This is a genomic window from Mycobacterium sp. IDUB_37, assembly GCF_055419245.1.
This window is the reverse complement of the sequence record NZ_JBVAXG010000017.1, coordinates 1-23,584: the sequence shown is the minus strand read 5'-3', so window position 1 is coordinate 23,584 and position 23,584 is coordinate 1. Positions and strand designations below refer to the sequence as shown.

At 59.5% G+C, this 23,584-nt stretch carries 15 protein-coding genes and 1 pseudogene; 8 read left to right on the top strand and 8 right to left on the bottom strand.

Annotated elements, in window-relative coordinates:
* Positions 1-1,065: 1,065 nt before the first annotated feature.
* Complete coding sequence (locus ACZY1I_RS31660) at positions 1,066-1,272, bottom strand: PE family protein (RefSeq protein ID WP_463761567.1); 207 nt, start codon at positions 1,270-1,272, stop codon at positions 1,066-1,068.
* 591 nt (positions 1,273-1,863) lie between these two features.
* Between ACZY1I_RS31660 and ACZY1I_RS31655 the strand changes: the two genes are divergently transcribed.
* Positions 1,864-3,528, top strand: coding sequence for a TerD family protein (locus ACZY1I_RS31655; protein ID WP_463761565.1), 1,665 nt, complete (start codon positions 1,864-1,866; stop codon positions 3,526-3,528).
* A gap of 208 nt (positions 3,529-3,736) precedes the next feature.
* Positions 3,737-3,955, top strand: coding sequence for a hypothetical protein (locus tag ACZY1I_RS31650; protein WP_463761564.1), 219 nt, complete (start codon positions 3,737-3,739; stop codon positions 3,953-3,955).
* Between the two features lie 631 nt (positions 3,956-4,586).
* Here the strand turns inward: ACZY1I_RS31650 and ACZY1I_RS31645 are convergent.
* The 4 genes from ACZY1I_RS31645 to ACZY1I_RS31630 form a co-directional block, all read right to left on the bottom strand.
* The gene (locus ACZY1I_RS31645; protein WP_463761563.1) at positions 4,587-7,328 is read right to left on the bottom strand and encodes an NACHT domain-containing protein; all 2,742 of its coding nucleotides are present in this window, start codon (positions 7,326-7,328) and stop codon (positions 4,587-4,589) included.
* Positions 7,329-7,475: 147 nt separating this feature from the next.
* Positions 7,476-8,879 carry a hypothetical protein gene (locus ACZY1I_RS31640; RefSeq protein WP_463761561.1) on the bottom strand — a complete coding sequence of 468 codons (1,404 nt, stop codon included), beginning with the start codon at positions 8,877-8,879 and terminating at the stop codon, positions 7,476-7,478.
* Positions 8,880-8,955: 76 nt separating this feature from the next.
* Positions 8,956-9,303, bottom strand: a complete 348-nt coding sequence (locus ACZY1I_RS31635) for a helix-turn-helix domain-containing protein (protein ID WP_463761559.1) — start codon at positions 9,301-9,303, stop codon at positions 8,956-8,958.
* The gene (locus ACZY1I_RS31630) at positions 9,300-10,403 is read right to left on the bottom strand and encodes a tyrosine-type recombinase/integrase (protein ID WP_463761557.1); all 1,104 of its coding nucleotides are present in this window, start codon (positions 10,401-10,403) and stop codon (positions 9,300-9,302) included. Before ACZY1I_RS31630 ends, ACZY1I_RS31635 begins: the two co-directional genes overlap by 4 nt.
* Positions 10,404-11,116: 713 nt before the next feature.
* Between ACZY1I_RS31630 and ACZY1I_RS31625 the strand changes: the two genes are divergently transcribed.
* From ACZY1I_RS31625 to ACZY1I_RS31605, 5 genes are all read left to right on the top strand, one after another.
* Complete coding sequence (locus ACZY1I_RS31625) at positions 11,117-12,184, top strand: tyrosine-type recombinase/integrase (RefSeq protein ID WP_463761555.1); 1,068 nt, start codon at positions 11,117-11,119, stop codon at positions 12,182-12,184.
* 836 nt (positions 12,185-13,020) lie between these two features.
* Positions 13,021-13,740: a TnsA-like heteromeric transposase endonuclease subunit gene (locus ACZY1I_RS31620; protein WP_463761611.1), complete on the top strand. Its 720-nt coding sequence runs from the start codon at positions 13,021-13,023 to the stop codon at positions 13,738-13,740.
* Positions 13,737-15,806 carry a Mu transposase C-terminal domain-containing protein gene (locus ACZY1I_RS31615; RefSeq protein ID WP_463761553.1) on the top strand — a complete coding sequence of 690 codons (2,070 nt, stop codon included), beginning with the start codon at positions 13,737-13,739 and terminating at the stop codon, positions 15,804-15,806. The genes ACZY1I_RS31620 and ACZY1I_RS31615 overlap by 4 nt, the downstream gene beginning before the upstream one ends.
* 3 nt (positions 15,807-15,809) lie before the next feature.
* Complete coding sequence (locus tag ACZY1I_RS31610; protein WP_463761551.1) at positions 15,810-16,811, top strand: TniB family NTP-binding protein; 1,002 nt, start codon at positions 15,810-15,812, stop codon at positions 16,809-16,811.
* Positions 16,801-17,730, top strand: a complete 930-nt coding sequence (locus ACZY1I_RS31605; RefSeq protein ID WP_463761549.1) for a TniQ family protein — start codon at positions 16,801-16,803, stop codon at positions 17,728-17,730. The genes ACZY1I_RS31610 and ACZY1I_RS31605 overlap by 11 nt, the downstream gene beginning before the upstream one ends.
* A gap of 406 nt (positions 17,731-18,136) precedes the next feature.
* Here ACZY1I_RS31605 and ACZY1I_RS31600 read toward each other — a convergent pair whose 3' ends face one another.
* Positions 18,137-18,394, bottom strand: coding sequence for a type II toxin-antitoxin system Phd/YefM family antitoxin (locus ACZY1I_RS31600; protein ID WP_463761546.1), 258 nt, complete (start codon positions 18,392-18,394; stop codon positions 18,137-18,139).
* Between the two features lie 612 nt (positions 18,395-19,006).
* Between ACZY1I_RS31600 and ACZY1I_RS31595 the strand changes: the two genes are divergently transcribed.
* On the top strand, positions 19,007-22,375 hold the full coding sequence (locus ACZY1I_RS31595; RefSeq protein ID WP_463761545.1) for an NACHT domain-containing protein: 3,369 nt from the start codon (positions 19,007-19,009) through the stop codon (positions 22,373-22,375).
* 61 nt (positions 22,376-22,436) lie between these two features.
* Here ACZY1I_RS31595 and ACZY1I_RS31590 read toward each other — a convergent pair whose 3' ends face one another.
* Both ACZY1I_RS31590 and ACZY1I_RS31585 read right to left on the bottom strand, forming a co-directional pair.
* Entirely contained in the window at positions 22,437-22,787 is a 351-nt protein-coding gene (locus tag ACZY1I_RS31590) for a hypothetical protein (RefSeq protein WP_463761543.1), read from the bottom strand.
* A gap of 361 nt (positions 22,788-23,148) precedes the next feature.
* Positions 23,149-23,310, bottom strand: a pseudogene (locus ACZY1I_RS31585) (amidohydrolase family protein); the annotation flags it as partial.
* Positions 23,311-23,584 lie beyond the last annotated feature (274 nt).

Below are 23,584 nucleotides of genomic sequence, written 5' to 3'. Positions count from 1 at the left end.
GCAACTGCACCAAGCAGGAGAGGCCGTTGACACACCCGTTGCGACGTGCGGCGGTTTACCGGTAAACCGCGGCATTAGATACCGTTCGCTTTGGAGTCCCTCGGCGACGACAACATCGCGGACATTGTCTGCACCGCGGAGATTGTGCAGGCAACTGATTGCTCAGCGGGAGATCGCTCGAAATGAGGCGCAAAAACGATGTGGGTGCTGCACCGACTACCACTGTGCTGGTGATTTTTCAATGGCGCGGCCTTTGCAAAGTGCCCGAGCAGGCGCAGGATGACCCTAGCGTCATCGGGAGACGACAGAGAGGTCAGCGGCATGAGAAAAAATCTGGTCTTAATAGGCGCCGGCGCCGTCTGGGCGGCGTTGGTCTTAGTTCCCGTACCGGCCGCCGCGGATCCTTCGTCGTGTATGACGACGGACAATGCGCCGTGCGCAGCGGATGGGCCCGGGTGTGTAGACGCGAATACAAGCCTGCCGTGTTCGTCGAGCCTGCCGGATGTCAATGCGGCGATTCGGCGTGAGTTGCAGCAGATCCTGGGCGGGGTTGCTCTACCCAAATAGCCGGGTGATCGATTGGCTTCGGGCCACCTAGCTTGGGCGAGTAGCCGTTCCAAAGCCGCGGTCGGCGATAGACCCTCAACGGCGATGTGGGAGGCGCGGTCGGGAATCCCCGCAACAAGGGAACACCTGATCTATTGCCTACCTGGACCACCGGACGTACAGCGCCGCGATGACCAAGCCGGCAAGCGCAACAGCCAGGCTCAGTTGGACGTCGAGTTGGATCTTTAGATTCAATAGGGGAGAAGGTCGTCTGGGAGTGAACAGCGGCGGTCTAGCCGATGACCATGCTTAGCGGAAGGCATTGTTGATATACGGGTAGGAAATTGGTTTGCCTGTGAATCACCTCGGTGAATAAGTAATGATTTGTCGGAGATCAAGAACGGCTAAAAGGGGTATAAGTATTTAGGAGGGCAGGAAATAATGAATGCCTGGCACCGACTTGTGGTGTGGAACAATCATCGCTGCCAGGCTTTCCCAGCGGTAGCGAAATAGTTTAATTCAGAACGCAATGGCCCCAATATAGTCCTGCGCATGCGCGGAGAATAACTGCGCGACGCTCGCCGATACATCGTCCGCGGCCGCGGGGGCGATGGCGAGAATTGATGGGGCCGCCGCCCGGTGGGTCTCGTCAATCGCCGAACCGATAGTTGCTAAATCTGCCGCCGCGGCATTCACGCACTCGGGCGTCGCGCTCATATGCGACATGTCTGTCGACCTCCCTGCGCCGGATGATTAAGCGGGGACTGAGCTTGGCCGGGATCTACGAGGTCGGACTGAGTAGCCGAGTACCCGAGTGTGGCCGGGCAGGCGATCCAAGAATGCAGGTCAGGGGGCTACCTTCGATTTGGGTCTTACTGGTAACCCGCCATATTCGATTTCGTCGTATTCCTATCCGTGCACTGCGGAGGATTGACTCTGGCTGCCAAGGCCGGACGGCGTGTGTCGTACGTGATGCCGGACCGGGCGACGGTCAGCCGCCGACCAGCAATTGCGTGGGATTTTTGTTTGCTGGTCGGGTCTCGCGGTCAGCTGGCGAGCCCGAGGCAACGGCCCTGGCATCGCTCGGGGTCGCGACTATCATCAGTCCGACTCCTTCAACGGACAGAATGTCGGCGCAGCTGAGTAGGGTCTCTCAGCGGGCCGTCGATGGGATTGAATGTATGAGCGTGGAACTGCCTCGGAGCTGGCCGACATCTTGGCTAAACCGCCGAGGCCGCCACGGCCCTTCTCGTGGAAACCGGCGGGGTGGCGCAGCGAGATGCATGATCCAACGATGTCGGCGGCCGCCCATCGAAAGTGGCGGGATCGGATCGGTCAAAAGTGTGTCCTAACCCAAAGCAATTAGCACGTGGCGCCAATACGCCGGTGCCGACTGCTCAGCTGACGGTCCGGCTCCGATGGGGGACAGGTATTAGCGTCGACCCTGGGGCGCTTTTGGTTACCTCGGAGCGGAAAGTTCGATCCGATCACGATTTCGTGTTCTATAACGCGCCCCGACACCAATCCGGCGCAGTGTCACTTCACGAAACGACACCCACCGCTGCCACGATGCTGATCGACCTAGGAGCGGTCGAGTCCGGCATTGACGCGATTGTTCTCGCAGGTTCTGTGGATTCCGGCACATTCGCGGACACCCGGTTCGTATCGATCACCGTTGCGTCGAGCGGTGGAGCAGTGGTCGAATTCCAGCTCGCTGATCCCCAAGCTATTTCGGCGATGGTTTTGGGTGAGATATACCGTCGAAATGACGGTTGGAAGTTCCGCGCCGTCGGCCAAGGATGGGACACCGGGTTGAAAGGCTTAGCCATCGACTACGGCATCACCGTCGACGAGGAACCACCGGTTCAAACTCGGGCCACACCCGGTGGACCGAATCCGGACACCCCACAGCCGCCCTCAGGCCGGCGCGCCGACTGGTACCCCGATCCTGCCGATGCGAGCGTTCAACACTGGTGGGACGGCAGCCGGTTCACCGGAGAAACCTACCGCCTACCGCCACAGCACGGCCCGGCTGTCTGTGAGCGCTGCGGCCAACCACGAAAGACGCGCCGATTCGGCGCGCCCCGCCCCTGCCGGACGTGTGAAAACCATGCCAACGCCGTCCTCAACCAGTGGCGGGTGGACGCCACGAACGTGCTCGCCACCACCGGACCCCACGGACCGCCTTGGGATTCCCTCTGGACATCACTGCGGCGCGCTCGGATCGCCGAGGACTCCGGGCGCGCAATCCTACGCCCGCTCGCACTGACCCACCTGGAACGTATCGTCACGTTCGCCTTCGCCGACGGTGTGATCGAACAACACGAACTCGACGAATTCGACACCACCGTCGCGGCCCTAAGGATCGCCGATCCCTCGATCGACAACATGCGCAACCGGTTGCTTCGTGGCCTGGAGCTTTCACGCATCCGCGACGGCAACCTCCCTTCCGTTCACGCCGCAAGTCTGCACCTCGAGATAGGCGAGACCGTCCACCTAGATGAGCCCGCGACGCAGATCCGGTACCTCGCCGGTGGGCCAAAGCAGAACCCAGGTCGGCTGATCGCCAGCAGCCGCAAGCTTCGGTTCGTCGGCGTCGGAAGTGGCACCGAGTTGGCGTGGACGAAGGTGATCTCGGTGCGCGGCGAGTACTCAAACGTCGTCATTGACGCGACCACGGCGCGAGGCAGCGCCACATATGTGGTGAACGACAGCGCTTATGTGACTGCGGTTTTGGAAGGAACGCTGCGAATCGCAAAACGCCTCATACTGGTTCCCGGCCAGCGGGATACTCGCACAATCCCACAACACGTGAAATCGGCAGTCTGGCAGCGTGACGGCGGCATGTGTAGGCAATGTCACGCGACACAATATCTCGAATACGACCACGACATCCCACTCTCCCGCGGCGGCGCCACAAGCGTCGACAACCTGCAAATCTTGTGCCGCCGATGCAATCTCGAAAAAGGCGCACGAATCTGAGCCGAAGATGGCCCGCTAGGCGTTTAGAGCGGACCGCAGCCATGCTCATCGACGATCCGGGCCAGGATGCGGCGAGCGGTATGGCGCTGCTTCTTAGTTAGGGGCGGCCTGAGAGGCGTAGCGCCTCTTGCAAGGTCGGTTCGACCAATTGAGTTAAGTAGTATGCGTCCATGTTTGCTCCCCACCGCTGCCACCCATGTGCAGACGGATGGCTGAACTCGCAGACGATTATTCGGTGCTCGCCAAGGTGCGCTTCGGAAACCGGTGGGTAGCCAGCACGCAAGTCGCGACCGCGAACCAGGATGTCAGTCCAATTAGCCGCCGCTTTGTCGCCCTGAAAAATCAGGATCGTGGGCTGGAGGATCGACAGCGTTTCGGCAAAATGATCGCGACAGTGCTTGAGCATTGTCTTAGTCGGGCGGCCTGAGCTTGTGCCCGCCGGGCCTGCCGAACACAGCAGGCGATTGACCAGCGCGAAGCCATTGAAGATGTGAAACTGGTCGCCGTTCGTGGGGTGAATCCACTCGCCTTCGTAGTCGTGAGCCGAGCGATTCTGCGTTCCGTCTGTTCTAGATCGACGTGGATTGGTGGCGATTCGGACACGAACCAAGTATCGGATACGTCAAAGCACCACCAACGGCGAGATCGAGCGTGGAGCGACAACTAGTCCGCTTTCGATCCCTCGGCGGGGAGTAGGGGCGCGCGGTGAACTACCCGACGACCTGGCGACCTGTCACGGCCGCCCGCTGGCGTCCGGCTCAACCAAGCTGATTCATCAGATGAATCACGTACGCTCGTCGCCGATGCAGTTTTCGATGGACGAAACCGCCTGCGCTGCATAAGCAATCGGCCCTGCGCTCAAGAAAAATTAGCCGTCGCATCGCGAAATATGATGCACTACAGAGTATTACGGCGTAATTTTCCGACTGTCGCGACGCCGGTGACGACCACTCGCCGATCAAGTCCCTTGCCATTTCGTTATGGCGAAGGGCCCACGGTGGCCGGGCAACGGTCACCGTGGGACACATAAACGGGTGAAAAGTTTGCGGGGCTTTATGCTAGGAAGATTCCATTAGCGCCGACGACAGGATATCGCCGATATTATCGCGCTCGATCGCTTCGGCGAGAGAGGCGCGAATCTTCGACATTTGGACATAATTGTCTCGGCATCCGTCTACGAAAATTTCTCGGGCTCGCCGTAATGACCGATCATCCTCGGTACCTTTGGTACTTTTGCGGGCAATTTCGAGGAGCCTTAGGTCGGAGTCGTCGTCGTCGATGAGTTTTGCGTCGATGAGCTGCGTCCGGATAGCTGCAATTGCTGCTGCATCATCGCAGCCATCGGCGCTTAGAATTGCGCCTGCTTGCTCTACGTAGGCAGCGTGCTTGTTGGTTGCGCGGACAGCTATTGCGTCGGAGTCGGAAGCAGCGAGGCCAGCGAGAAATGCTCGGGTCGCCCCGGGAGCCTGGTCTGCCAGTAGAGCTTCGAGTTCGCGCCATACCGTGTTGCTAACGTCTACGGACCGCTCCATAAAGGGAATTAAGGCATCTGCGAGCAGCGTGATGTGGCTGCCGATAGGCCCAGTCACAAGCCGGAGAGCGGCAACCACTAGATCCTGTTCAAATCTTGGCGCGTGGGCAGCAAATCCATCTTGAAGGGCGTCAATGGCCAAAACCGCGCCAGGCATCACGAGGCGATTTACGGAGTTGGCGTGATCCGCGGCGAGTAGCCGGCTCACAACTGCGTCGCGAAGGTAGAGCCTCTCTGCGAAGATGTAGCCGGCGGCGAGTAGCCAGGTATGGCGCCAGTGAGCCGAGGGAACGAGTAATTCGAGTTTGTCGGCCGCGTCCTCGCTGGCCATCAGACACCGAGCGGCAAAAAATTCGGCGAGACTTCGGACTTCAAACGCAAGGCCGTCCATCCTCGGAACCAGAAGCACTAGTCGTTGCTGAGCGAGATGCAGCATCTGCCGAACCAATTCCTCGCGTTCCGATTCGCGGTACCCCTCAGATTCGAGGATGTTGCGGGCGATGAGCTCGAATTCGTCGACCGGAAGGATCGACTCTGCCGCGCCAGCACGCTCTGCGCGGGCATGTATAGCAAGTCCGCATCGTTCGTGAAGTTGATCAAACTGCGGACGGTGAGCCTCAAGAACATCCCCGATGCCAGGAGGCTTGTTGCACTCTCGTGCATAGATCGTGTCGTAATAACTTTTAAATAGCACATAACGACTCGCTGGGGCTTGACGCCGCTGTTCGAGTAGGAGGCTCACTATTGTGACCTGCAGTGGCGACGTCATTAAACGAGCCGTGTCGGGGGCTTTCGATGCTGCACGCAGCCGTTCTAGGGTTTGCTCTTGCCGATCAGCATTGTCTGGGAACCTGCACTCGAGTAGGCGCGATGCGTAACGCATAGCGGCGTTCGGATCTAGCGGCGTTAGATGTAGTTCCTGATAATCGAGTTCGGAATTGCGTTCAAACCCGATTGGCCTTGATGTGCAGACAGTAAAGACATCTGCTCCGAGCGCTGCCATTTCGGTGAAGAAGTCCGAGATCCGAGTCGACACCTCGTCGCGGTTGTCGGCAGACGCGACCTCGTCCATCCCATCGAGCACCACGAGCAGAGGCCAGGCTGCTACTAGCCGCTTAGCTTCTGAGACGGATATTGGGTCTGACGTGCGGTGATTGATCAGCGAGACGATATGTTGTAGCAGAGTAAGTTGCCTCAACCTACTAACTGCGTCAGCAAATGTGCTCAACACAACGCGAACAGGAAGCCGGTGGAGTGTGGGATTGGGCAAACCTGCTGCATCCAGCGCTTTGCGAATCGAGCTGGCCTGCCCCACGACCTGCTGCGTCACTCTGCTGCTTGCCTCTCCGTGTACGAGCGCAAGCCGATAGAGCTGACATAGGAGTCGCGAAAGCGTTGACTTGCCGGAGCCCGGACCGCCCAACACGACCACTCGGTCTCGCTCAGCGGGCAAGAGTGCAGGCGTCAGAACTTGGTCACCGCGCTCAACGAGGAGTTTCAACGCCGGCAACGGTGATTCGTGGCGAGGCTCAAAGGACGAAGGCAAGTCGACGGCAACTTCCGCTAGCGACAGAGGCGAATTGGTAGTGTCGCCGGATTCACCGAGTTCCACGGTGATGTCGCTCTTGATCGCGCGCACGACGTGTCCGACCCAGGCATGCACTAGCCGCTCGTCGCTCTCAGCGACTTGCTCGTAGAGGCGTGAAATCACATCGCCCGGCAACACCAGATCCGCGTAGCTTCGACGTATCTCTCCGTGGTTCTCGAGGAGGCGGTCGAGATAGTCCGGGTGCCAGACTGCATAATCTTTGAACTCCGGCATGCCGACCTTGCGGACGGATCCGTCGCCGTGCTTCTCGCTAAGATCGCGATAGCGCGCGAATAGTCGTTCGAGACGGTCCAAACCGCCGGACTCCGCGACCGACGTGAGAGGGACATTGGTTACGAGGAGCAGATAGTCGGGCTTGTTGGTATAGCGCTTCTTCTTCGGATCTATCCACGCGTCAAGCTCAGCGGTGACCTGCTCGAAGAACCATGATTGGTCTGCGGTCGTGGTCGTCAGCGTGGCCTTGTACTTCGCCTGGATTACCCCGTAGCCGTTCCAATTGCCCTTAGCGTCCATGTTGACCGGGCCGTCGAAGGTAGCTTCCCGGCCACCATCTGGTCCGGGCCCAAAGATCTGGACCCCATGACCAAGGCGGGCAAGGGCGAGCGCCTGCACAAGGTGCTCGAATCGAGTACTACCAAGGCGGGCTAGGTCGTATGTCATGGCTTCGAAGTTGGTTCCATGTGGGGTATCTCCGATGGGCGCTGCGCACGTAATGTCTGGTAGTCGTCGATTACAAATCTTGCGGGCCAACGCGTGGCAAGAGCGTCGTTTCCTGGTCGCGTCACGTGCTCACGGCCATCGCGCCTGCTACTTCACGTACTTCGACCACGTCGTACCAGCTTCTTCAGCGTGTCGATGCGTGACCTGGTAGCTGTAGCCGAGCATTTCAGCCACGAGGGGAGCGGGGATTTCGGAGACGAGTGTCTGCAGCGCGGTGTTGCGTGCTCCTTGCAGGTTGATGCCGAGCGCCCGCAGCCGCTGCATGATGACCTGCGGATTGATGTGACATCCTGCCCTGCTGCTGGGGAAGAGCCAGGGCGTGTTGATGGCGCCACCCGTGGTGCGAAGGTTGGGGCGATGGCGACGGTGGTAGTTGAGTTGGGAGGCAAAAGGTTCGGGAACGGGAATGGGGTCCTTGCCCAGCGCAATACGGGTCTCGCCATGGGAGTGAGATATCGCGGTGGACTGCAGCGTAGCGATCTTGGTCAGCGGTTGGGCGTAGAGCAACAGCAGGATGCCGGCGACACGATAGGGCAGGCTTTCGGAGTCGCCCGTGAGTAGTTCCTTGAGCCAGGCTAACCGTTGGTCCTGGGTGATCGTCGGGGTGGTTTTCGCCTGCCTGAAGCCGATCTGCACCGCGATGTTGAGCTTGCTTTTCTTGGCCCAGATGAAGAATGTGCGGATCAGGTGTCGGGTGGTGGGGCCTGTGGCGAGATATTCGTCGACATCGTATTGCGTGCAGTCGCTGACGGTACGCCCGTGAGTTTGTTCGAGCCAGGTCAGGAACTTGATGGTCTCGGTGATTTCTTGTTTCGCGGAACGCTTTGGGCCATCTGAGGCTTGACCGGGTTTGGATTGGCTGCGCAGCCTTCGTAGATGGTGCCAGGTCGCGAACTGTTCGACTGGTGCGCGGACGGCGCGAGAGTCGATGGCGTCGAGTTTGGCGGCCAGCCAGCCTTCGAAGCGGGCCAGGTGTTCATCGCGTGGTGGGAGCAGTCCGTGGTGTTGCAGCAAGCTACGCAGGTGGCTGACGTGCCTGCCGCAGCCTGCTGCATTCAGGCCCTCGTGGGTCAAAGGTATTGCGCCGGAGGTGATTCCACCGAGCAGCTTTAACACCTCGACGCTGCGTTTCCAGGTCAGAATGCTTTCGGGCCGGTCGACACTACAAAGCACTTCGATCAGTGTCTGCATGGCGGTCGGGTCGGCGGGATGGTGAAGGAGAATCTTGCAGAGATCGCTGCGCAGGACACAGCGGGCACACTCGGCGAGGCGGTAGATCTCGCCTTCGCAATGACAGGTGGCGCACGTGTAGTCGCCGGGTATCCCGGCGCAAGTTAGGCATACGGGGCGCGGGTCGGTGTGGTTTCGGCGTCCGGGTAGGACGCCGTCGTGTCCGCAGGTCGGGCAGACACCGTAGGTGCGCATCGCGGTGTAGAAACAGCTGTTGCAGAGCTGATCGCCCGGCCAGTAGACACGCAGCTTGTTGGCCATCCGGTGGCAGCGGCCGCATTCAATGATCCCGGTGGTGACGCGTGGTCGCCCTCGGTTCGTGGAGCGAGTCTTGGGTTTAATCGTTGCCATCGGTGATGATGCGCGCTCGTCGGGGTCGGACGGATTTGTTGAGTTCGACGACGTTGGGTTGCGTGACACTACCGGAGGCGGTCTTCTTCTTGCGGCTATCCGCGGCGGTGACGGTGACAAGGTCTTCGATGCCACAGCCGAGAATGTCGCATAGGGCGGCCATCAGCTGCAGCGCGACGCGCTCGGGGCGCTGGTGCACGATGCGATAGACCTGTGGCCGGGACAGTTGTATGCCGCGTTCGGCCAGACGGGGGATGAGGTCGGTGCTGTTGTGCATGCCGTTGGCGGCCATCAGCTCGGCTAGGCGCCAGGTGTAGTCAACTTCGCGTTTCACGACGTCTCCTCGCCGAAGGAGAGGGCATCCTTGATCGTCCGGTCCAGGACGCGGCGCAGGGTTCGGGTCCTGAAGTCACTTGAGACGCCGGTGTAGAGCGAGGTGGTGCTGGCGTATTCGTGGCCGGCCTGGTCTTGAACGAACTTGGCGTCCCAGCCGTCTTCGATGAGGTGGGTGATGTAGGACCGTCGAAAGGAGTGCAGATCCAGCCCGGCAGACAGCTCGAGCTCCATACAGTAGCGCCGGAATCTGCGCAGCAGGGTGCGTTCGGCGACCAGGACGCCGCGCTCACTGGGGAACAGGTCAATGCCGTCGTCGAGGTAGGGCTGCCCTTGGTTGAGCCAGTCGCTGATGATTCCAGGTGTCCAGTCGAACACCGTCAGCACGGTGCGACGCTTAGGCGGCGAGCCTTTCTTTGCCTTGCCGTAGCGGATCTTCACTGCGCCGTAGCGGCCGAATTCCGGGGCGTGGGGGTTGCGGGAGAAGTCGACGGTCTGCAGGTGCCGCAGCTCGTTGAACCGTAATCCATAGGAGTAAGCGAGCTTAAACATTACGGCGTCACGGTACGCCGGCAGCCACCCTTTCCTTTTTGTATTGGCGATGATGGTGACCTGATCGTCGGCGTGGTCGCAGAAGTCCTGTAATTCCTGTTTGGTGAACGGTCGCTTTTCGGGATCTTGCTCGTTGTCCTGGACGTGGGTGGCGGTATTCCAGGCGAAAAACACTTGCGCCGGGTGTGTGCCAAAACGCTGCTCGCATACCCGGTCCCAGCCGTAATCGGGACTAGCGATGTAGGAGCAGAACAATCGCAACCCGTTCTGGTACCCGCGGACGGTCGATTGCTTCCGGCCCTTAATGCCACGCAGGTCGGCAAAGAATTCCTCGACGATGGCCGGTGTCCACGACCATGGGAACTCGTTGGTGTGTTCGATGAAGCGGCGGACCAGGCCGATGCGGCCGTCGATGGTGTCGTGGTCAAGGTTGCGGCACAGTTGCTGGTTCCGCCAACCGTCGAGCATTTCCTCGACGGTTTGGACCTCGGGATGCAGCAGCGGAACCGAGCCCACCAGGAACACGCGACCGCTCTTATCAACGGGCAAATCAGCCTCCCAGGCTGTCTCATTGGATGATTCAATGAATCATCCAATGCATCATTACCACATCCGTGCTGCTAGATCCATCAACTTGAGAACACCGATCGCGCCGACGACGCGCTCATCAGCAAGGACCACCACCAACGCCCATTCGCCCGCAGCACGCAATTCCGTTGCAAGGCAACCACTACAGCGCCGCGACGACCAAGAGCGCACGCCGCAGGAGCCTGCCAATGGGCTGATTCATCAGATGAAAACGGCGACTTCTACTTGACATAATGTCGCTTATCGGCACAATATCTACCCGCAGGGTTGTCAACGACATGCGCTGCGCCCGCTGTTGTCCGATCCAGAACATGTTGCGAGTAATCCAGGAAGACATGAGAGCTGTCCGATTCGGCCCCATTTTCCAGGATTACCTGAGAGTGAACATCGCCCCAGCTTGGACCGTGTTTACGGCGACAAAATCCACTCGATCAGCTTCAGATTGCGACCGAATCCAGGAAAACCTGAGAGTGCCGGACACATCCGCTAGACGCCGCCGCGGCCGTCCCAATCACGCAATCCCGGTTGGGCGAACCATTTCACGCCGGCATGTTGGTGCCCATCGCGAAATGCGCCCAATTCATCACTGTGACGTATTCAGCGCGAATCCTGGGCTCCATCCAGGACGAAAAATTGATAACCGTGATTATTCATCTTTCGGCTATCCTGGAATTATGCCGCAAAGCCACACCCCTGCGCGTAGACCCGACCACGTCGAGTCGGCAGGAATCTCGTCTGCTTCGTTCCCCAAATGGTTCAACGAGTTCCTCAACGACCGCCAAACTCGCAAGCCCTCGGTGCACACAATGAAGGCCTATCGCCAAGACTTCCTCGCCATCGCAAGTGTGATCACTGGCGGCGAACCCGCATCCATGGAGTTGGTTGACATAACAAGAGAATCGATGCGGAAGGCATTTGCCGCCTTTGCCGAGACTCACCAATCCGCGTCCATCCGCCGCTGCTGGTCTAACTGGAATGTACTGTGCGACTTTTTGTACACCGGCGAGCGCCTAGCAGCCAATCCAATGTCGGCGGTGGGTCGGCCTAAGCCGGCGAAGGACTTGCCGAGAGCCCTGCCCCGCACGGCTGTCAAGGCATTGCTTGAGACCGTTGCGCAGGACCATGATTCCGCCCGCCGAACCGATTGGGCCGAGCGCGACCTCGCAATCATCCTGACAGCACTACTGGCAGGCCTTCGTTCCGAGGAGCTTCGCCAAGCCAACGTCGGCGACGTACGAACCACCGACGACGGGGCTGCCGTCATCCACGTCAAAGGTAAAGGCGACAAGGAACGCAGCGTCCCAATCGAGGCCCAGCTACTCTCGGTCATCGAAGACTATCTGGATAGCCGCGTCACCCGCTGCCCCTCTACAGAAAGGCGCGACGCCACGGCCGGATCAGGGTTGGCGCGGTGGTTCACGCATTCGCCGCTCTTCGTCGGCCGTGACGGCCAGCGGATCACAAGAGGAACCCTTCAATCACGCATCAAACGGGCATTTGACCGGACCGGCCCAAACGCACAACCCGTTCCAGGAGCGCTCATACACGGCCTTCGCCACACCTTCGCCACAGAGCTGGCCGTTGCCGACGTCAGCGTCTACACGCTGATGAAGTTGCTCGGACACGAATCCATGGCGACCTCGCAGCGGTACGTCACTGCTGCCGGCACCGAATCGCGAAGTGCAGTGGCAAAGAACCCCCTGTATCAAATGCTAGATCGCAACTCGGATAGCCGTAGTTAGCGGGAACCGAGTGGAGTCAGGTCCAAGTCCCGTCCGTAGCTGCTAGCCGTGGACTCACCACCAGCCTGGCAACCGAAATTGTGGCGGCTTAACGATTTGTGGCCTTACGTTAAGTGACGTTACGTTACGTTACGTGACGTTATTACGCTATGTGACGATTTGACGGTTTTATTGCTCTGTTGCGGGTCGTTCTGGGGCTAGCCATCGTGGGTCTTGCGTCGCTGGTACAAGTTGCGTCGCCGAATCGGAATCCTCTGCGGTAGAGAGCATTTGTGCTCTTTCTCAGCGGCTCCGCGACGACAGTTGGATCTTGAGGGCTGAGAGTCGATCCCTAACCGAGCTCGTAAAAAAATTGCGCTCCAACGCAATTTCGCGCTCGTCTTACTTTGAATGGTTACCACCGGGTCTTGTAGACAACATTCCATCTGTGCTGGACTATCCGTATAGCCAGAAGCGGCGCAATAGTGCCGACGAGGCGGAACTGCGTTCTTGCCCCTACCAGTTCGCACAGTCGTCATGCAGGAGGTTCTTATTGCTTAGCGAATAGTCAAGGCCCGACCAGTGATCCGTCGGACGTCCTCGAAAAACTGAAAAAGCCTGGGTAGGATCCAGGCTTTTTCGGTGCGGCATTGCGCCGTATCAAACCGTTGCCCCTTGTTAGGAGGAGACTTGTTTATTTCAGCGTGTCTTGGCGCGGGTGTCAACCCCGCGCAATCAATCAGCTTCACACAACTCGGGATGAAGCGTCGCAACGACTGGAACTGCAGGCGGACGTCGTGACGCGAACTGTGCGCACAACAGAGGAATTGCCGGTCAACGAGGCCCCGTACACCTTGATGCTGTATCGGAACCCCGAAAGCGGTCGACGCGTACGGTCACGGATCGTGCCGGCGTTGGCGCAGGTGCCGTTCGAACTATCCTCACCCATCCGTCAGTTCCCTGCTTACCGCGGGAGACGTGCACACCAGGGGCGCTACTGGTTCTCGCGGTCGTGTTCACATGTGCGATTCGAGTCGCGGTTCGAGCTGACTGCGCTCATGAGTCTCGACTTCAGCGGTAAAGCGGCAAGGGTTAGTTCCAATCCTTTCTGGCTTCTATGGCCTCAAGGTTCCACTCCGAGACGCCACGCCCCAGACCTTTTCGTCCGTAAACGTGATGGATCAGTCCTGGTTGTCGATGTGAAACCACAGGAGAGGATGACTGAGGCTGACCGAATACAGCACGGCAGAACACGGTCTATCTGCAACCAACTCGGCTGGCAATACGAGGAATTCACTTACATCAACGTAGCGGTGGATCGCAACACGCGTTTTCTCGGAGGTTACAGCCACCAGCGGTTTGCGCCGCCTCCCATGACTCGTGCAGCGCTAACCGGACAGGTCATGGCATCCGGCGCCGACGGGATTCGCCTTGATGACTTGATCGACGTGGTCAGCGCACGGGAAAGCACCGATGCCGCGGACGTTATCTGTGCGGTGTACAACATGATTTGGTGCGGGGAGCTCCACGTCGAGTTGCAGACCCCACTGGCTTGGAACACGGTAGTGCGTCCATGAACGAAATTTTTGAAAACGACGTCATTGGATTTCGCGGCTGCGCCTGGCAAATCCGGGCCTACGACGGCCTGATAGTGGAAATGCGATGCCTCGATAACGGTAGCGAGCTCAACCTTCCGGCCGGAGTAGTACTCGCCGACGATACGTTCATCGGGCCGTCGCAGTCCGGCCCCTGCATCGCTGATCAGCGGCTCCTCGATCTGATGACACCCCAACGGAGGCGTCAAGCAGAGTTTTGGTACGAGCACATGTACGAAGTCAAACATGGTGTGGCCCTGCGCGATTGCGGGGTCATCGCGCCTCCAGTGCAGACACAGACCATCCGGGCACGCCTGGAGGCCAAACGCAAGTCGCTCATACGCGCTGGGGTGAACGTCTCAATGTCTAAGATGTGGCGCAAGTGGAGCGGATTCCTCAACAGAGGCATTGTGGGATGCGCAGACCAACGAGGGACGCCGGGCCATGTGCGGCTTTCCCAGGTGGATCCCCAGGTCTTAGTCGCTCTTCAGACTGTGAAAAGCCAATTTGTCGAGAAGTCGACTCCATCAAAGAAGCAGATCATCGAGCTAGCGACCTGGGACCTCAAAGAAAGTGCTGTCCATATCCCCAGTCGAAGTTGGCTGTATGTGCAGTTGAATCAGCTCGACCGAGGGGAACACACGACCGGCGACGCGACCTCACGGCGCAGCCACGCTACTAGCCCGGACCGTGCCTTCGGCAAGATTGTCGCGCTCTATGCCGGCGACGAGGTGCAGCTAGATTCCACGCCGCTCGATGCCATGGTGTTGATGGCCGATGGCCAAATCTGCCGTGTCGATCTTGCAGGAGCTATCGATGTGGCCACCCGATCCATCGCTAGCGCAATACTGCGTCCGAACGCCTGCAAGACCGTCGACGCACTGGAGCTGCTTGCCAAGTCAAGCGTTCCTCAACAGATGTTGCCCGGCTGGGCAGAGAGCATGGATATCGCCAGAAGCTATTTTCCGGACCTGATAGCTGATCAGCAACAGATCGAAAGCAGCATTGCGAACAAACCCTTGATCGTCATCCGCGGAGTTGTTGTGGACAACGGAAAAGTATTCGTTTCGAAGGCGTTCTTGTGGGCGGTAGAAGCTCGTGGCATCACGTATCGCCTAGCTCCGCCGAAAACGCCGACCGCCAAGCCGCACATCGAGCGCTTCTTCGAGTCCATTGGTGATGACTTCGTACGGTGGATTCGCGGCTACAAAGGACGCTCAGTGAATCATCGCGGCCGCAAGCCGGAGAAAGATGCAGTTTGGCCTCTGCATGTGCTGCAGGCTTTGCTTGATTTCTGGATCATCACGGTCTACCAGGAGAAGCCACACAGCGGGGTGGTGCACACAAGTGCACCACGAATGCTCCTCTCCCCCAACGCAATGTATCGCGCCTTGGCGGAAGTCGCGCCGAGTCCCGCACGCGCCCTCACCCGCGACGAATTCATCTCGTTGCTGCCGTGCGAGTTCAGGGTTATCAACCGCTCTGGCGTCTATCTCAATAAGCTGAGATATGACAGTGATTCCCCACGCTTTCATGACATGCGCCGCACCAAGTCCGCAAACCGCAAGAAGAACGGGAAGTGGGAGGTCCGTTACGACCCCAACAATATGCTTCAAATCTGGGTCCGTGACCAAGCGGTAGGCTACGACAAGCAAGGCCGCCAGGTATTGCAGGACAACGGCTGGATCGAATGCCGTTGGGAGCTAGCGAAATACGTGAGCATGCCATTCGGACTCGACGTACTGAACGCCATCCGTCGTGGCATGGGCACACAAAAGATCACCGCCAAGCAGATACTCGACCGCGTTGAAGCCATCCATCGAACGCTCCTCAACGGCCCCTCAGCACCTCAGCACAAGCAGGTATCTCGTGCAGAAGCAGCGGCTGGACGAACTAACCTCACCCGACAACAACTTTGCGCCCGCCCACCGGATGAAGCGCCACTTCAGGAGCCAGTATCGATACCCGCGCCTCCAGCGCGGCGCTCTGGCCAACCGGCAACCCATGCCGAACCGATGTATCCGATGCGCCTCTCCGAGTCGTGGTGAAACATGGGCTCACCCACGACGAAAGAACAGTGGCGCGAATACTGTACCTACGAACCGACCCCCGACACAGAACGGCCCTCCCTGAGCATTGACGAGATCAAGGCGCTCAGCACATCTGAACGCGCTCGCTACAACGAATGTCGCATCGACTACCTCAACGAGGAACGCGTCTTCCCCACCAAGGACCTGACCGCCATCTTGTCCCTGGCACGCAAATTGATGCGCGCGGCGCGGACGGCAAAATATGTGACGCGCAGAGGGATTCGCGTTTCAGGAGATCCTCGGATCGGCAAATCTACCGCCGTGATGGCGTGCGGCAAACGCCTCGACACTGAACTGCGCCGCGCACACGGACGGGAAAATGATATGTCTTACATGCCCGTTGTTTACACCACCATCGCCACGGCAAGCACCACCAACAAACTGTGGGTCCGGCTCGCAGACTTCGTGGGAGCCCGTCAACTTCGCGGCAGCAACGCCGACGAACGCCTCGTTGATCTCGCCCACCTCCTCAAGGACCTAGGCACCAAATTCGTCATCCTCGATGACGTGCAACGCCTCAACACCGACCATCGCGCCGGAGCAGAGGTTGCAGACAATCTGAAAGTATTCGCCGAAAACCTGGATGCCACAATGATATTCGCCGGTATCTCACTGAATACCGCCCCGCTGTTCAGCGGCGAGAACGGGGCTCAGTGGCGTAAACGAACCAGACCCGTCCACATGAGTAACTACGGCAGAAGTGAAGGCGATCAACAAGAATGGACGCGACTAGTTGCAGCCTTTGAACGCATTCTTCCGCTACCGCTGCACGAAAACGGTCTCCTCGAACGCAACGCCCACCACCTGCAGGCGCGAACCGGCGGTTCGATCGCACTGCTAGCTGATCTTCTTATCGACGCAGCCACTGACGCCATCGACCTCGGACTTGAAGCCATAAGTATGGAATTGCTAGACACCATCGCCGTGGACGACGAAGCGCTAGTGGTATCCGATGAAGAGTGAATCCGACCACTTACCGCATCGGGCAACTTCACCTGACCGCTTTGTCGTGCCCCTACAACGCCTCCCGATACAAGTCCGCCCGATCAGGAATGAAACCTTAACCAGCTATCTCGCCCGGGTGCAGCGGGAAAACTACTTGAAAGATGCGTTCCTTCCGACAATCTGTAAGCGGCCGGACTTCCGGGCAGCCCTAGCCAGTCTGACCGGATACTCCGAACACCATCTCGCTTCTGCTCTGCCCGAGTTGCGCAAACCTTCCGATCTCGTGAACTGGCACTATCTGGTCGGCCAGGTGTCTTCCTCGGCACGCACGCGGCCGGCATGTTCAATTTGCGTCGTGGCGCGTCTTGGCCAAAGCCATCAGGTCGACGTGTTCGCCAGCCACGACCAACTAACCTGCCTCATTCATCACCGGTGGGTCGGAAGCAGCGAACTCGAATGCCGGGCATGGCAGCAATTCTCGATCGCTTCCTGCCCAGACATTGCCAGTGCAAACCACCAGCATCGCGTGCTTATCAGACAGTGGGGACGCAACCCGGTACGCGCAAGCTTCAGCGACGCTATCGGCTGTTTCTATAAGTGGAGCCGGTGGCCCATTGTCATGAATGCACCGGATATTCAGCGGCGACGCAGACAGCTCGGTGTCACCGATGTCATCGGGATGCTCTCCAATAAGGAGATCGCTACCTGGTATCCCAACGCTGTCGCTCTGACCGAGTTGCTGCTATCTCAGCGTCGCAAGGTCGCCAGAAGCAGAACCAAAAAGTTGACCGCGAGAATCGATGCCCAAGGCATCACTGCGTTCAAGGCCAAAGTCATCGAAGGTTTTGAACCCACCGGCGGCACGGATCCCTACCGCCGCGCGATCCTCAATCCTCATCACTACGAACCCGCCATGGAAGTAGAAACTCTGGACTGAAAGTAACTTCTGCGGTCCGTACGGTCACGCTGAACCCCGCGCTCAGCGCGCGGCGCAGACTCGCAACGGAATGTACGAGATAGATCTAGCTGGGCGATGAACCTGGCGATGTCTGGCGGTGCTGCACAACTCCCCCAAACCACGGCTGATAACCGTACGCAACCAGCTGAATCTCGTTGCAGCCCTTGTGTCGAAGTCAGTCGGCCAAGTCGGTTGGGGGTCTGCCGCACGGATAGGGGAAATCTGAATTGGCTTGCGCCAGAGGGGCAGACCGGAAGGATGTCTTCGTGTCCTAGCTTTTGCTCCTGGTGGGTTCTGAAGCGCTCGGATGTGAGGTCGTAAGCGCCATAAGGTGTCCCACATCAGTCGCGACAATGACGCTGATGTCCAGGAGATTCACAGTCAGCTACTCATGGATCGCGCACATCGTGCGCAATCTCGTCGCGGTCGATAGCAAAAGTGGGATCTGCTGGACCGTGAACAATTCGGCCACGTCCGACCATCGTCTCCAGGCACGCGCTGCCGCCGGGATAAGCCTCGCCGCGGGCCGACCGTCCACGGTGATCGTGATCTCCTCGCCCCCGTCTACGCGCCGCACGAGTTCAGAAGCGTTTCGGCGCAGTTCGCCCCACCCCACTGTCTCCACACACCAAAAGTAGGACATGTGCTGCTACCTCGCATCCACCTTCGCCAGCGACGGTCGACCACGACTGTGGCGATCCATGTCGATCGACGAGGTTTGCGAACGCCTTGAAGAGACAGTGACGATTTCCCCCTGGCCGTGACTGTCGGCCCCCGATCGACAAGTGAGCAGGTAGTTGCGGAGCAGGCTGCTCGGCATTCAACCGGAGCCGATACGTGACTGTGTCACAGAGATCTTGATCTGCGTCCCTTACATCGCCGGAATTTAGTGGCAGCCTCGAGCTCGCTGACAACGCAGCTTCGCCACTCGTTTCCCGTCCTCAGTTTGTCGTTTGGAATCAGTTATGAATCAACGTTATTGGAGTATCCAAGACGGCCAGACCTTCCAACCATGTTCTTGTAATCGGCAACTGTGTACGGCTGTGGAGGGGGCTCTGGGTGCGTCAGACCAACGATCACGACTCACACCCATTGCGAACACCGATGTCACAAACCACGGCATCGACGGGCTTGTTTCGGCCGACACCGGGTGAGCTTCCGAGATCATGTCGGTGAGCCCAGATTTAATAGGCCACAGGAATTGAAGTACCCACCACGGTGCCTCGATGATCAGGTGAAGCGAAGGAGGCATCTGGTGCCCGAGAGTCGACATCGATATCTCTACGAGCGCCTCGGTGATCACGACTTTCAACAGCTGGTCGGCGCGCTGCTCGCGCTCCAGTTCTCCGAGTACATCCCGATGGCTTTGCGCCAGGCCGACGGCGGACGTGACGGCATACGCAAAGGCGACGCCGGAAAGCTGCTGATCTACCAGGTCAAGTGGTCGGTCGCAGGCAAGGAGAAAGACCCCGTCAGCTGGCTGGACCAAGCCGTGCGATTGGAAGAGGCCAACCTGCGCCGCCTGGCTACACAAGGCGTTCGACACTACATTTTGGTCACCAACGTGGGCAGCACGGCCAAGCCGGAATCGGGCACGTTCGACCAACTGGACAGGCAGCTCGAGGCGTATGCCAAGGACTTCGGCTACGAGCAGATGACCTGCATCTGGCGTGAGGCGCTCAACCCCTGGGTCGACAATGCCCCTACCGAGACGAAGTGGGCCTACGCTGAGATGCTGGCCGGCTGGGATCTGGTGCGTTATCTTGTCGCCGAGCACACAGGCGCCGCCAAGGACAAGGGCCTTCGTGACCTCATCCGCAAGGTCGCGGCGGCCCAGTGGGAGGACGACAAACGCGTCAAATTTAGCCAATCCGATGTCGACCGGGAAAACGTTGTCGACCTGTTCGTCGATGTCACCGCTGACCGGGTCCACACCACCGGGACCAATCGCCGACGAGAACCAGACCCGGCCACGGTCGGCGGCGCAGCCAACTATCTGTTGCACTCACAGACACCCTTTACCTTGGTCCGCGGTGCCCCCGGCCAAGGCAAATCCACACTGAGCCAATACATTTGCCAGACCCACCGAAGCTCGTTCGTACCGGCAACGGAACGACCCCATGCGTTGCCCAAGCAGCACACGCCGCGATTCCCGATCCGACTCGATCTGAGCGACTACGCTCTGTGGCTCAACGGCAACGACGTTTGGGACCACACCGATGGCCACCGACGCCCCAAGGTAAAAACACGCACCGGCGACGAGGCGACCGTCGAGTGTTTCCTTGCTGACTTGATGACTCACGAGAGCGGTGGGATCACGCTGAGCGCCAAGGACGTCCAGGACATCTTTGACCGGGTACCGAGTCTGGTCGTGCTCGATGGCCTCGATGAAGTCGGCAGCCCCACGGTCCGCGGCAAGGTCGTCAAGTCCATCAATAAGTTCGTGGGTCGGGGCAAGGCGTATACCGATCCGCCACGAGTTGTGGTCACTACACGCCCCAGCGCAGGTGAGCTACCCGAGCCGTCCCCGGACCTGTTCGAGATCATCACCCTCAACCAGTTGGACACCGAGCAACGCAACGACTATCTCCGCAAATGGTGTGCAGTGCGGGGAATCAGAGGCAAAGACGGCCGCTCGCTACGAAAGAGCTTCAAAGATAAGAGCCGCGAACCCTATATCAACGAACTCGCCGGCAACCCGATGCAGCTGACGATCCTGCTCGACCTGCTTCACGAGCAGGGTGCCGCCACTCCCACCCAGCGCACCGGTCTCTACGACAAGTACGTCGACCTCCTTCTGGCTCGCGAAGCGAACAAGCACCCCAAGGCCGTTCGCAACCATAAAGAGGAACTCATCGAGATCATCCCGTTCCTCGGCTGGTACCTCCATGCGCACACCGAGGAGTCGCAGATCAACGGCCGCATGAGCATCGCCGAACTCAAAGAGGCGATGCGCCACTTCCAACGCACCTATGGCAATCGCGAATCGGTCGTAGACGAACTCTTCGAGGGGGCCAGCGACCGTCTGTGGGCATTGACCAGCAAGGTCGACGGAACCTACGAATTCGAGGTCCTCTCATTGCGGGAGTACTTCGCCGCACGGTACCTGTATCGCAATGCAGGAGAAGACAACCCGGCGTTCGACAGCGCAACCGTACTGCGAGAGTTGCTGCGCCGACCCTACTGGCTCAACACCGCCAGGTTCTACGGCGGCAATGCAAAAGGCAACGGGATCTACACCTTGACGGCCGGCATTGAAGACGAGCTGTCCCACAGTTCGTCGACCGCGTCCTACCTGGCCGCCTGGACACTGCTCACCGACGGCGTGTTCCATCTTCGTCCCCGCGAGGCCCGCAAAGTCCTCACCGCGCTGTGCTCGGATACCGGGCTGCCCATCCTGTTGTCGGCGCTCGATCGTCGCGATATAGGCGCACTGTCCGCGCTGCCCGACCTCCCCGACGACGACGGCCCGGACCCGACCTGGACACGGCTGACAGCAGTGATCAGCGCGAACCCTGCTGACCCGGCGAACAGTGCCCGCGTTCGCGCGCTTCGTGAACTGCTCAACCAACGCGGGTCGTTCGCCGCGTGGTGGTTGGAGCAACTATCCGCGGCGATCGGTACTGAGCATCAAGATGGTTGGCTCAGGCTTGGGGCCGAATGTGAAGCCGCCGCCGGAGTGACCGCAGGACTCGATGATCTGGACGTGTCCGACGGCGCCGCGGAGCTACTCCTGAACACGGGATTCGTGCCGACCTCCGGCAGCCCGCTCGAATCAGCGCTTCTAGGGGCCGTGCTGGACGGGCAGTGCGCAAAGGTCACCTCGATCCGGTCGATGCCGGCCCAGGTCGCTGCGGCACTCGCGCCCGGTGATTTCTTCACCAGTTCCACGACCGGCTTCACTGACACAAACGAAAAGACCAAGCGGCGTCGCCGTGAAGCCATCAACCAGCTTACGAGCGCTCGCTCCGCGTACGCGCCGATCGCCAAAGCGCGCGCGTTCATGACTGGTCACAAGGGCAGCACCTTCCCGTGGGCTAACACCTCGGCCGCCCTGTACGCACATGCTGGACGATGCTGGCTCGCCTCCGAGATCGCCATCATCGGTGCCGCGTCGCCCCTGAATACCGGATACGTGAAGAATCCCAGCGCTTCGGCCTTCGGCGATACCGCCCACCCCTGCGAGCTTCTCGCTCAAGCGCGAGCCCACCTCAACGACGCGAACTGGTGGCGACAACAGCTCGAAGCCATCAGCGATGAACAAGGCCGCGCGGAATGGGCACTTGCGCTGTGGAGCATCGGATCCGGCAACGTCGTCTCGGAGCTACTCGCCGTGCTGGAGCGCGTGCTCACCGACCTTCCTCCAGCACAGCGGCGCTCGGTCCTGCGTGCAGCCAAGCAGATCGTCTGTTCTGGCTGGTTGAATGATCGCCCGGTGACCGGCGACGTGACCGACCCCGATCTGGCTGCTCTAATCAGCATGCGTACCGATTTACCATCGCAAACCCCGCCGAAACCAGGCAGGCAAACGCAGCGTGACCGAGGGGCGCCTCAAGCGTCGCTCCTAAGCGTTGCCAGATCAGGACGATGGCTCAAAGTCGATTCCCAGCCGGTCTACCGGTAAGACCATCAAACAAGGCTGCGCCGTCGCAGGAGCGGCCCGTCCCGCCGATAACGACCGTGTGTTACCAGCTCGTCCCGGATTCGGGCATGTAGACCTCGCCCGGCGCGCGATACCCGTAGTGCGCTTCGTCAGGCACAGAGAGCACCGTGTAGCCAGCCACCATCACTGTCGTGCCGGGCGTCATCAGATGCCACAGCTCGTCACGGGTCAATATCACGACTCCTTCGGAGCCGACAGCCTGGGTGGTGGTCTCACTACCGTGAGCGGACGTGTCGGCGACCGACCGGACGCTCACCTGGCCGTCCGGGGACTCCAGCGTGCGGGCTGAGACTGGATCGTCCAACTTCGCCAACAAAGCGGTGATATTGCGCGCCGTCAATTCGACGATGCGGCTGTGTCGAATGTATTTCACTGGATCAGCATCTCGCGGCAGACCGACACAAGACGCCGTCGAACTCGGATCACGACGCCGTGCCATTTTCTGCAATGCAGCCGGTCTTATCAGTTCGCCGTCCCCACACCGCGGTCGCCAACTCCTCCTCGGGGTTCACCTTGGGCGGCGGGTGACAAGCGGCGTTCACCAACGGTGTCGAAATTATTCCGGGCCGTGTTCTGACGGCCTGCTGCCGGTCGTTGCAGTGCACCCGCGCAGCTGATTCTCCAGCGCGTTGAGGTCACTCCGCGTGGCGGCGATGAACTTCTGCGCACTCGACGCAGTGGTGGAAGTGGTCGCGGTCGATCTTGACGATGAGGATCGCGTCGCCTTTGGGAGCGAGTTGTTCGGGTGCATCGGGCCAACTCGAGTCCGAGTGCGGGTAGTCCATCTCCCAGCAGATGGTCTCCACTCCGATGCGATGCCGGTTCTCGATGCCGACCTAGTCGCGGATGAAGCACGATCAGAAGTTACGGCGAAACACGTCAGTAGGAGTGTTGCCGTCACGACGCCTTCATCTACCTCGAACTGCAGGAATATCAGTTGTCAAAATGAGTGGGCCGCTAGGCCCTCCCGCGATTACAGTGCCTCACCGTGAATATCGACGCGATCGCATTCAGCAATCAGTGGTGTTGACGACGGTCGAAAACTAGGCCACAAGCGACGGTGAAAAGTAGGCCACGTGGTCGGTGGTTATTGTGTAGTGGCCGGGGACATCCCTGACACGTTGTTGTCAGGACATCGCTGACACTACTTTCGGTGGTGCGGTTTCGGGG

Bases quoted from the DNA above. Each gene is read 5' to 3' on its own strand.
- ACZY1I_RS31660 (WP_463761567.1), bottom strand. From the start codon at position 1,272: ATGTCGCATATGAGCGCGACGCCCGAGTGCGTGAATGCCGCGGCGGCA.
- ACZY1I_RS31650 (WP_463761564.1), top strand. From the start codon at position 3,737: ATGGCTGAACTCGCAGACGATTATTCGGTGCTCGCCAAGGTGCGCTTC.
- ACZY1I_RS31645 (WP_463761563.1), bottom strand. From the start codon at position 7,328: ATGACATACGACCTAGCCCGCCTTGGTAGTACTCGATTCGAGCACCTT.
- ACZY1I_RS31640 (WP_463761561.1), bottom strand. From the start codon at position 8,879: ATGGCCAACAAGCTGCGTGTCTACTGGCCGGGCGATCAGCTCTGCAAC.
- ACZY1I_RS31625 (WP_463761555.1), top strand. From the start codon at position 11,117: ATGCCGCAAAGCCACACCCCTGCGCGTAGACCCGACCACGTCGAGTCG.
- ACZY1I_RS31620 (WP_463761611.1), top strand. From the start codon at position 13,021: ATGCTGTATCGGAACCCCGAAAGCGGTCGACGCGTACGGTCACGGATC.
- ACZY1I_RS31615 (WP_463761553.1), top strand. From the start codon at position 13,737: ATGAACGAAATTTTTGAAAACGACGTCATTGGATTTCGCGGCTGCGCC.
- ACZY1I_RS31610 (WP_463761551.1), top strand. From the start codon at position 15,810: ATGGGCTCACCCACGACGAAAGAACAGTGGCGCGAATACTGTACCTAC.
- ACZY1I_RS31605 (WP_463761549.1), top strand. From the start codon at position 16,801: ATGAAGAGTGAATCCGACCACTTACCGCATCGGGCAACTTCACCTGAC.
- ACZY1I_RS31600 (WP_463761546.1), bottom strand. From the start codon at position 18,394: ATGTCCTACTTTTGGTGTGTGGAGACAGTGGGGTGGGGCGAACTGCGC.